Below are 11,062 nucleotides of genomic sequence, written 5' to 3' on the forward strand. Positions count from 1 at the left end.
CTTCGCCGGAACCACCGCCTGATGGCGTAAATCCGTATATTTACAGCCGGAAGATCCAAAAAATATTTTATGGAAGAGGCGGACAAACTAAAACGTATTGTTGAGGCGAGAATGAAGCTCAAATCCCGTTTTGAGGAGAAGATGCAGCTTACCCCATCGGTGGCTGACAATAAACCGCAGGGCAGCGGTAACCCTAACCGGCACGGTATGCCGGTAATACCAACAGGGCAAACTGTCACGCATAAATGGCCGGTACTGGACCTGGGTATACAACCGGACATTGAAAAGGAGGAATGGCAACTGATCCTGGACGGCGCCGTGGAACACCCGGTTACGCTCGGCTGGGCCGACTTTCTCGCATTGCCTCAAACAGCAGATACCTCTGATTTTCATTGCGTAACCACCTGGTCAAAGCTCAATATGAACTGGGTAGGCGTACGGTTGCTGGACCTCGCCGCACTGGTGCAGCCAAAGGACACGGCCACGCATATACTCTGTTACGGTTACGACGATTATACCACCAACGTAGCGCTGGAAGAGGCGCTGAAACCCGATGTACTGCTGGTACATACATACGAGGGAGCGCCTTTGCCCAAAGAACACGGCGGCCCGGTAAGAATGATCACTCCTGAATTATACGCCTGGAAAGGCGCCAAATGGATACACCGTATACAATTCCTCACCGCCAACCGGCCGGGCTTCTGGGAAGAAAGAGGCTATTCAAATACCGCCTATCCCTGGAGGAACGACCGGTACAGCTAATTTTTTATAAACTTCACCAGCGATGACACTAATTTGTCCGCCAGCGGTAATGGGGTTGTTTCCCCCTGTGGAGCTGCTGCAGCGGCTTTTAAGGTATGCGTCATTCCCGTGATCATCAGCAATTGGGCGCCGGGTTTGCAGTTATGCAATATATCCGCCTGCACCGGTGGCACCTGGGTATCGCTGGTACCGCCAACAACCAGGAAAGGCATTTTTACAGCAGGCAGCAATGTACAGGGATCGTAGTGAAAAGTACTTTTCCAGAAGGCATACAGTGAAGGGTTAAAAATAGTACTGAGCGCCGCCGGCACCTGTTGGGGGTCTCTTCCCTCCCGCAACTCATTTAATGTAACCGTTACCGCATCATACAGTGAATCCGCCAGCATTGGCTTTAACTGCGCCAGTAATACTTTATCCATACATTCGCCGGGGCCAGATAAGGAAACCAGGCGGTTGAAATTCCGCCGGCCGGCCGCCATAAGACCAATTAAAGCACCTTCACTGTGCCCCATCACCTCTACACTTTTAAACTGTGCTGTATTTTTCTGCAGGTGATCAATCCAGGCAATGGCATCATCCGTATAGTCGTCCAGGGATGTGGCGCTGCTGCTTTTTTTGAAGCCGGTGCTCTGCCCTATGCCGCGTTTATCGTAGCGCAGGGACGCAATGCCGTTATCGGCCAGTGCCGCTGCCAGCTGCTGATAGGAGTTACCGTTCGCCACCGGTAATAAGGGGTTATTGCCGTTATGATCTGTAGGACCGGAGCCAGCAATGATCAGCACCACCGGCCAGGGCTGCGGGGATGCCGGTTTGGCCAGTACGCCATAGAGGATGCCGCCGTCTGTGGTAACCACGGTATCTTTTTCTTCAAAAGCCAACAATGCGGTAGCTTTGGGCTTATTGCCCGCAATAAAAAAACCGGCAATGTGGCGGGTATTGTCGAACACCACACGAAATGTAATGATGGCTTTGGCAAACCTGTTATCTGCCAGTATCATATCATATGCCCCTTCCTTTAATGCTTTTGTGGAGATAACGGCTTCCCAGTTCCCATAAGATTGTTCAAGCTGTTGCCAGATGCCTTTCAACATGTCCGCGCTTACCTTTTCTTTCATATTGGCATCCATATTTTCCCTCGCACCTTCCCAGTTCTCTTTACCCAGCTGTTCAAAAAAATGCGTAGCTAACTGCCCGTTTTGTTGCGCTATGGCAGAAAAAAACAGGATACACAGGAGTGATAACAGGTAATATTTTTTCATAGATCCGAAGTTTGCTGAATTATTTTTTGTAGATGTAATAAAAATAGCCGCACGTAACAGCCGTGGATATAAGGACCAGCAGCAGCAGGATCTCTTTCAACCATTTACTTTCCTTCATACCTGGCTGTTTTAGGTTTTATCACCGGTAACTTATCTGCCGTGAACTGCAGCACCCATTTCAACAGTTCATCCACTACCGTGGTATTGAGTGGGCTTCGAGAAACTAAAATGCTCCGCTATCTGACCTGCAGTCAGATCTTCCTTTTAAGCAGTTCCAGGATATCCCTGCAGGTTTTATCATTGAGCGCCTTGAATACGTTATTCATGGGAATACATTTAGACAACTGTTTAAATATCAAAGTAACCCAATCAGGTGAAACGCGCAAAATAAATGTTGAGGATTGCCTTCGGCGATGCGGAGTTTGTCTGACTCAGGATTAAACTGATTAAACTGATTAGCTTGATTTTTACTTTTTATTTTTTGTTGTTTTTAAGTGTTTGAAAAAATAATTAAGGGAGATAAAAGCAAGTCTGTTTGCTTCTATCTCCCTTAATTATTTATAAATCCCTAAAAATAAAATCAAGGTAATCAGTTTAATCCTGAGTCAGACAAAATTCGCGCCGAAGGCGATCAGCACAGCAAAAAGCGCAGCGCCCTGTAAGTGGCGCTGCGCGGGGGCGGAAGGGAGAGGTAGAGGGAATTAAGGCATTATTTCAATAGCGGTTCCCTCCTGCCAGTTTTTGTGTTCAGGAGTATAATAGAGATAACAGTTGCTGGCTTTTCCCTTGTATTTGCCGGGAACATCTGCCTTCAGATCGAGTGCAACGGTTTTGGTTTCCCCGGCGGCAAATCCCATCCAGTAAAGCACCAGGTAGTTATCAAAGATCTCGTAATAGGCTACGTCTTTTTTATCCGACAGTTCTTTCAGCTGCCAGGGCTGCAGCGAGAGCCCGGCGGGAATGCCGATTTTTGCAATGGCCATGGGTTGTAGCGTGGATTTGATATTTTTTACGCTGATATTCATCCGCACGGTTTCACTTGCTTTGGTACGCGTGTCACTTAAGGCGGTATGCAGCTGCAACTCTGCACCGGGACTGTTCGGCGGCTGCATAGTGAAATAAGACAGCTCCATGTTGTAAGGCAAACCAGGCTGATTGCCGTTGTATTGCACTGCAAAGGTATTGGCGCCGGTTTTCACTGCATGGTTAAATGACTGCCCTGCTCCAAGCGGCTGGTTATTCAGGAGGAAGCTGATGGTACCGTTGCTTTCCGCACGACCTTTCAGTTTCACGTATTCTACAATGGCATTGAGGGCCAGTACCGTTGCCTGCGTAGATCCGTAACCGTAGTATACTTTTTCAGACAGTATTTTAGAGATGGCAATAGCGATAGCGGCCATGTCCGGATGTTGCTCACGGGTGAGCGCCATGGTGTATAACGATAACGCCTCTACGCGAAGAGAAACATCCCTTGAATTAACAACAGATGTGGCTGCCGCCAGGTTCTCCTTCCTGTAATTCTCCTTCAGCGCAGCCATCAGGCGGTTATAACCCGTAGTATCTTTCATATTACCGGCTGCCAGCGCCATCAGCGCCAGTTGGTAACCATCGTTGGAAGCCAGCGCTTTCAGCAGTCCCGCCTTATACTCCCGCTGTATCTCGTTACCCGCACCGGCTTGTGTGAGCGCATATACAATATACAGGTTGGCAATATGGCCGGGCACCGACCGGAACCTGTCATAGCCGCCGGCTGATGATTTAAAGCCACCTTCGCCATCGCGGCGGCTGAGCAGGAACGACTTTGTACGGGCAAGCATGCTTTTATCCACATCAATGAAGGCCTGCATATCTGTAAACTCCAGTAAGCCATAGGCGGTAAGCGCTTCATGCGGCGGCGTATGCCCGAACCATTCAAAACCACCCATGGCGGTTTCAAAAGCAATTAACTTCTTATAACCCGCTTCAATATATGCCAGGGCTTTGGCTTCCGCTTCACGGTTCGATTTCCCCGATTCTTTCAGGTATTTCAGGATAAAAATATTCGGGTAAGTACTGGAAGAGGTCTGCTCAAAGCAGCCATAGGGTTCCTTCAGCATAGATTCAATACCATCCAGCAGCTGCCCTTCCAGGGAAGTAAATACCTGCAGCTTTGTTTGTATGCTGCCCTTTACCGGTTCACTGATATGGAAGGAATGTTGCGCGGATGTTTCACCTGAAAATGTATGTACAACAGGAAACCCGCGCTGTGCCGCCGCTATGGGAAGCGCCAGGGCTTCTGTTCCGCCTTTTCCATGCACAGTAAACTTCACGATACCGCTGGCGGGTGCAGTGGCTTCCAACGGGATAAGCACCTGCCGGGAGCTATTGGGTTCCAGCGTAACCTTATTCTCAAAACTGCCGGCCGACATGTTAACGGGAACGGCTATACTGATATTCAGTTGTATAGTGGAAGCGCCGTTATTCTTAAGCACCAGCGGCACCATGGCCTGGTCGCCGATAGTAAGATAGGGTGGTATTTTGGCGTCGATCTGCAAGGCATTGCGGGCCGACCAGGTAGCCTCTGCCCTGCCCGGTTTGCCATTCCAGGCAATTCCCTCGGCAATTGCCCTGAAAGTAGTGGCGGCGTCAGAGTTGTAAAACTCCAGGGTAGCCTTGCCTTCTTTATCTGTTTGCACTACAGGATTCCAGTAAATGGTTTCACGGAAATCAGTTCGTTCATCCGTGTCCGTGGTAGCGTAGCGGGGCGCATAAAAACGCCTTGCCACGGAGAAACTGGTTTGACTGGCCGGCACAGGTGCAGTAGCATAATAACTTCCTTTGCCAACATTGAAACGGATCCTGCCGGGAAGCTTGTTTTTGGTATGAATAACAATCACGCCGTTAGCGCCGCGGGCGCCGTAAATGGCGGCTGCGGCCCCGTCTTTAACCACCTCAATGGAGGCAATTTCGTTCGGGTTCAGCTGCATATCCAGCCCTTCCATCACCACGCCGTCTACCACAAACAAAGGCTGGTTATTTCCTGTGAGGGATGCACGCCCCCTGATCCTTATATCTGCCGGGGCACCCGGATTCCCCTGGGGTATTACCTGCAACCCCGCTATCCTGCCCTGCAGCAATCCCTGCACGTTATTACCTGCAAGGCCTGCAATCTCCTCCTGGCGAACCATGGCCACTGCCCCGGTAACCGACCTTTTCTTTTCTGCGCCAAAGCCCACCACTACCACTTCATCCAGGGCTCTGGCATCTTCAATCTTTATCATGTTCATCACCGCATTGGCGTCTTCCTTTTTTTCAGGCACTACCGGTAACGGCTGTACGACGGCACGTTGTACCACACTTTTCTCCAGCAACTTACGGGTCCTTATCCCGTTATGTTCCACCCCATTCTGTTCTATCCGTATTGTTACCGGCTCATGCCCCTTTACCGGCCTTGCAATAAGACAATACCTGCTGAGAGGTTCCAGGTTGGTAAAAAAGAAAGCGCCATCCTCATCTGTATTCATTTGTATGGCCTTCCCCTTATCACTGGTATTGATGAGAAAAACAGTAGCCTGTATGGGTTCTTTTTTTGTATTCAGCACAGTGCCGCTCAGTACCTGGCCTTCATCGGGGAGGTACTTCAGTGATTCACCGTTCTTTGTTCCGGGGATATAATCAAAATAACGGTAGCCATGGGTAAGCATTACCAGGTCAAGGGCTGGACCTGCTTTAGGTTCATCTTCCTTAAAATAAAATAACGGTTCTTCTATCTTCCCATGCAGTTCGCTGCTCATCAGCAACCATGATAAAATGTGATCCTGTTTATCATCGGCATAAGTCCACAGCTTATCGTCCATTACGGCTACGGATAAATTGGATGGCAGCGGCATTCCTTTATCATCAGTTGTTCTGATAGTCATTTTCACTTTCTCCCTAGGCAGGTATGCTTTCTTATCCGTAGTAATGCTCACCTGCAATACCTTATTCCTGTTCAGGAATATCAACCGCTCCGCAGCGGGGGTTTTATCGTACAACAACGTAAACCGTGCAATACCGGCGGGAAAATTAGCTTCATCTATATCAACGGTTTGCCTGCCTTTCTTCAGTGTGAGTACGTTTGCAAAGTAAGTCACGGACTTTGTCTGCCCCATTAGTATCACCTTCTGATCAGCCGTGGAAGCCACTTCCAGTAATGTCTTTCCATCTTTCTTTATAACATTCATTACCATTCCTTCGTTCCTGCATACAGGAAAATCATATACTTCGGAAATATGCAGCGGTGAAGTTATTTTCACTGTATATTTTTCACCGGCCTGCGGAGTGAAGGGAAATTTTCCCATACCGGCATAATAACTTTCAAAGGCGGTTACCTGCCTCCCCGTATGATCCAGCACAACGCCTTTTATATCGGCTGGCTTGCCGCGTTCATTCACCGCCCTGAAAGCGATATTACTGGTAAGTCCTGCTACCAGTGTTCCTCCTTCCGGTAACAGTTGCAGATCTATTTTATTCAATACAATTGGGATGCTGCGTGAAATGGATTCTTTATAGGCGTCATAGTCAATGGTTACATTCAGCAAGCCGTCGGTGGTATTAAGATCTCCCGGCAATGTGAATTGCAGCTGCGCTTTACCATTACTTCCGGTTACGGCGTTGCCTGTTTGTATAACGGCGCCGCCTATACTCACTTTATAATTCACCGTATGCCCCGCTATGGGCTGATCGGATAAGTTCCTGATACTGTAATCCGCTGTCACTTCATCACCGGGGCCGTAGCCTTTCTTGGGGAAATCCAGTTTCATCAGTACCCGGGGCGGGATTACCTGTTGCACGGTAATTTCCTTTGTATAAAAGGTGCTGTCGTTTTCGTTACGCATCCAGGAAGTATACGCCCTGAGCCTGTAGATACCACCGGGGATGGAAGGTTCAAAATAAAAAGAGCCTTCGGCGTAACCATCTGTAATCCTGTAGCTGAGCTTTTTCAATACTTTCCCCGAAGGGTCCAGTATATCTGCAAACGCTATTTTACTCACCGTGGAAGGTTGCTGGTTTTTTGCATTTACCAGGTATAGTTTAAAGAACATTTCATCGCCGGGCTGGAAAAAAACATGGCTGGTATGAATGTAGATCTTTTCTTTAAACGAGGTATAGTCGTATGTTTGGGCCCGTGCTGCCAGTACAGTGAGCAGGCCTATGCAAAGGAAGCTGATAACTTTTTTCATGATCTCAGAATTGAATGGATGCGTTAAAACCATAAGTTTTGGTAGCAGGAAGATTGAAGAAATCCAATCCCGTGCTGTTGGCCTGGTCAAATAATAACTGCCCGGGGTCTGTTCCTTGGTAGGGCGACCATAACATGATATTATTGACATAAGCGCTGAGGGTAACCTTTTGAATAATACGCCGGAACAACAGCTGGTAGCTGATTTTCACGGTGTTCAGGCGAAGCCGGTCGGCCCGCTCTATATAATCTTCCGCTACGCCGCTGATCCCGTACCTGACCCAGCGGTTTTTGCTGATATCTTCTTTGGGGTTGTAGAAATCTACAGGGATATTGTTTGGCCGGCCATCTGTTTGTACACCGGGAAAAACATAGCTGGTGATATTCCTTCCGGTGGCCGACTGCTGCGATCTGCCATAGTAGTCCAGTACCGCCTGTGTGCCGTTCCACCGGTCGCCGCCATGCTGCCATTCCAGGTCGGCCAGCAGGGAGAAGCGTTTCCATTGCACACTGTTATGCAGCTTCATCACAAAATCGGGATTGGGATTCCCGATAATACCCGGATCTTTTGCTACCACAGGAAACCCATCGGGTCCAATCACCTGGTTGCCTGCAGCGTCGCGTTGCCAGGCGCTGCCTACTATCACACCCAGCGGCTGCCCTTCTATCAATGCAGTGTGTACATCGCTGAAGCCGGCGATGGGCGTGTAGTTATAAGGATCATTCACCCCGGTTACCTTATTCCGGTATGCATAAAAGGAAAGGGTGTGGGAAGTAGCCACCATTCTGTTCCTGAAATTATCTTCGAAGAGTTTCAGTTCCAGGTCAATTCCCTCGTTGCGGTGATCCGCCATATTCTTTAATACCAGTTGCCCGTTGGCCTCCACCGGGAACAGGTCTTGTTTGGTATTTCTCCTGAAAACCGAGGCGGTAAAGCTCAGCAGGGAACTTTTGTAAAGTTCCAAACTGCTTGTCCATTCCTCCTGTAGCACAGGCAGCAGGCCATCATATCCTGTTACTTCCTGTACCTGTACATAACTGCCTGCATTCCTCACGGAGAAGTGCAGCAGGTTCACATAAGCAAGCGACCTGCTGATGGGAAGCTCTGTGGCGTTACGCAAATAAGCAGACCTGGCGCGTATATTCCAGGAACCGTCTGGTAACGGGTAGTCCAGTGCCAGGCTGATGTCCGGCAACAGGTAGTAACTTTTACGGGCGGTATTGGACACATAGATCTTATTACCTACCCCCAGGTTGATGCCCGGCCAATCCCAATGCTGGTAGGAGCTGAACGACTGAAGGCTAAGTTCCTGCACAGAACGCTGGTACCGGTAGTTTTCCCCGTATGCCGGTTGATAACGGATATCCGAGCGGGCATCTGTAAACACGTAGTTCGCGGTAGCCTGTGTTCGCACATCTTTTAAATAATAACCGAAATCCCTGGTGGCTTCCCCGTTCAATTGATATAGCCTGTCATTTTTTTCTCTTTGCAGAAGTAATCCTTCAGGGAATGCAGCTGTACCCGGTTTGAAGCCTTCATCGCTGTTCTCCCCTTTCCGGCTATAGGACTGACGTATTTTATACTTCATCTTCCTCCAGGCATTCCGTTCCAGCAGGAGGCTACCCTGGTGGGCGTAGGTGCGGTAATAGTGCCCGTTGTTACGGAGAAGGAAGTGAGGGTTATCGGCGGGTTGGGCATAACTTCTTTGCCCGCTGTTCAGCGTGTAGCCCTGGCCGTTATCGAAGCTCACGGGGGTAAGCAGCGATTGCTGGTATACTTTATTGAGGAAGCCCCCGCGATTGGTATTGGAAAAGGATTCCTCCTGGTAGTTGTACTTACCGCTGATGTGCAGCCATTTGATCCAAGTACCGGCAGCAGCTTCCAGGCTCCTGGTATTATTGCTGTTGTAACGGATAAAGGTATTTTCCCTTGTTTGTCCCAGCCGGATGCCGAACTCATGGAGCGCCACGTCATTCACCAGCAAGGCTGTTTTCAGGTGAAAGCCCTGGGAGAACAGCGTGCCTGTTCTGAAAATGCTGTTCATATAGCCGGCAGGGTGACGACCGTTGCCTGTGCCGGATGGTACCAGTTTTCCGTTTACATCGTACGGATAGGCCTGCCCGTTATACTCCAGCTGGTTCAATAAAGGGCCGTAGCTGAACATTTCATTGGTTTCGGGCCCCTGCCAAACCGGCGCTCCCTGCATGGAACGGCCCTGTACATAGGCGGTTTGCAGGGGCGGCAGGCGGTTCACCGTTTTAAAGGCAATACCGGCAGTATACTCGCCGGCAAGCAACAGTTTCTTTGGATAGGCAGCACGCATTACCAGCGCATTGTTCCGCACGCGTACCTTACGCAAGGGAGTATTCAGCGGGAACAGCCGCTTTACGGTAAGCTCCCGGCGCAGATTTTCAGGAAGAGGAGCAGCTGTTGTGGTATCGCTGTGGATTAGGCGACTGTATTCAGGTGATAGTACCGGGTTTACGGGGCTACTTTGCTGTGCAAAAATCAGGGACGGGAACAGTAGCAGCAGGAGTAAATATTTCAAGGCATACATTTTTACATTTATCAATATAAAGTATATTCTTAAAGTAATAAGGGCCTGCTAGCCGGTCAACAGCTTCTTCATAACGATACATTTAAACTTCTAACTAATTAATTACCATCTTTTTAAAACCTATGCCTGTATAAAACGACGATCCTTTCTCCCGCATGATGCGAGCGGAGGAATAATTCCATAGCATCATAAAAAAAAATTTCCTGCTCCTTTAACTTTAAAAACGGGTAGCCTGTACCGTTAAGAACCGGGCATGCCCTGGTTTATTAAAAAATAAACAACTCTTATAGTCTTATTGCCACGTGAAAAAAGATACTTAACTTAAGAACGTATTTTTTCATCATTAAAACCTCAGTATGACTATGAAACTTAAACACCTGACCACAGTGATCCTCTCCGTGGGACTAATGTTCATGATTTCCTGCAAATCGAAACCTAAAGACGCAGACATACAGGCTGCCGTTATCACTGCCCTGCAGTCATCTCCCGGTATAACTGCAGATGTTAAGGATGGCGTAGTTACCCTCTCCGGATCTGTTGCCAGCCAGGCCGACAAAGATGCCGCAGAAGCTGCTGTAAAGTTGAACCAGGGTGTTAAGAGTGTTGTTAACAATGTTACGGTAACCCCTCCTCCGCCGCCGCCGGCTGCACCGGAAGTTACGGCCGACGATTCGCTAAAAACAGCGGTAGCAGGCATTGTGAAAGATTTTCCCGGTATCCAGGCCGATGTTAAAGATGGCGTGATCACCATTACCGGCGAACAGAAAGCAGACCGCTGGAAAAAACTGAAAATGGCGCTGGATGCGCTGAAGCCTAAGAAGGTGGATGCATCAGGTTTAAAAGTAAAATAATCTTTCTCTTTAAATACAATAATCATGGCAGCATTACAGGATAAATATAAAGAGTTGATTGATGCAGCACAGGCTGCAGGCACCAGCAACCTGAAAGTAAGCGAACTCGATGGTGTATTGCATATAGAAGGCGAAGCACCTACCGGCGCTGTGAAGGACCAGTTGTGGAATATCTACGGAAAGATTGATCCCAACTTCCTGACCGGCGATGTGGTTATGAATATTAATGTAGCAACTGCTGTTGCCGGCGCTAAACTGAAAGTGATAACAGAATCATCTAACCTGAACATCCGCAAAGGCCCGGGCACCGACCAGCCTATTGTTGGTAAAGCAGCGCACAATGAAATTGTTTCACTGATCAGCAAGCAAAGCGACCAGTGGTGGCTGATCCGCACGGATGGCGGCGCAGAAGGTTATGCCTATGCGCAGTAC

General features: G+C 48.8%; 6 protein-coding genes. 3 read left to right on the forward strand and 3 right to left on the reverse strand.

Features of this window, described 5'->3' with window-relative positions:
- Positions 1–69 precede the first annotated feature (69 nt).
- On the forward strand, positions 70–762 hold the full coding sequence (locus tag VN105_RS16890; RefSeq protein ID WP_325642703.1) for a molybdopterin-dependent oxidoreductase: 693 nt from the start codon (positions 70–72) through the stop codon (positions 760–762).
- On the opposite strand, the gene VN105_RS16895 is transcribed toward VN105_RS16890, so the two are convergent.
- The 3 genes from VN105_RS16895 to VN105_RS16905 all read right to left on the reverse strand — a co-directional run bounded on the left by VN105_RS16895 (position 759) and on the right by VN105_RS16905 (position 9,770).
- Positions 759–2,021 (reverse strand): alpha/beta fold hydrolase, encoded by a 1,263-nt coding sequence (locus VN105_RS16895; protein WP_325642704.1) that lies wholly within the window; start codon positions 2,019–2,021, stop codon positions 759–761. The genes VN105_RS16890 and VN105_RS16895 overlap by 4 nt on opposite strands.
- Positions 2,022–2,722: 701 nt before the next feature.
- Positions 2,723–7,222, reverse strand: a complete 4,500-nt coding sequence (locus VN105_RS16900) for a TonB-dependent receptor plug domain-containing protein (RefSeq protein ID WP_325642705.1) — start codon at positions 7,220–7,222, stop codon at positions 2,723–2,725.
- 4 nt (positions 7,223–7,226) lie between these two features.
- Positions 7,227–9,770: a hypothetical protein gene (locus tag VN105_RS16905; RefSeq protein WP_325642706.1), complete on the reverse strand. Its 2,544-nt coding sequence runs from the start codon at positions 9,768–9,770 to the stop codon at positions 7,227–7,229.
- A gap of 365 nt (positions 9,771–10,135) precedes the next feature.
- Here VN105_RS16905 and VN105_RS16910 point away from each other — a divergent pair, with 365 nt between their 5' ends.
- Positions 10,136–10,630, forward strand: coding sequence for a BON domain-containing protein (locus VN105_RS16910; RefSeq protein ID WP_325642707.1), 495 nt, complete (start codon positions 10,136–10,138; stop codon positions 10,628–10,630).
- 24 nt (positions 10,631–10,654) lie between these two features.
- Positions 10,655–11,062: SH3 domain-containing protein (locus tag VN105_RS16915; protein ID WP_325642708.1), on the forward strand; the 408-nt coding region annotated here is incomplete at its 3' end.

This window comes from Chitinophaga sp. (assembly GCF_035564935.1).
In the GTDB taxonomy this organism is placed as follows: Bacteria; Bacteroidota; Bacteroidia; order Chitinophagales; family Chitinophagaceae; genus Chitinophaga.

What these genes read in the sequence shown, in the direction of transcription:
- VN105_RS16890 (WP_325642703.1), top strand. Translation starts at nt 70, where the DNA reads ATGGAAGAGGCGGACAAACTAAAACGTATTGTTGAGGCGAGAATGAAG.
- VN105_RS16895 (WP_325642704.1), bottom strand. Translation starts at nt 2,021, where the DNA reads ATGAAAAAATATTACCTGTTATCACTCCTGTGTATCCTGTTTTTTTCT.
- VN105_RS16900 (WP_325642705.1), bottom strand. Translation starts at nt 7,222, where the DNA reads ATGAAAAAAGTTATCAGCTTCCTTTGCATAGGCCTGCTCACTGTACTG.
- VN105_RS16910 (WP_325642707.1), top strand. Translation starts at nt 10,136, where the DNA reads ATGACTATGAAACTTAAACACCTGACCACAGTGATCCTCTCCGTGGGA.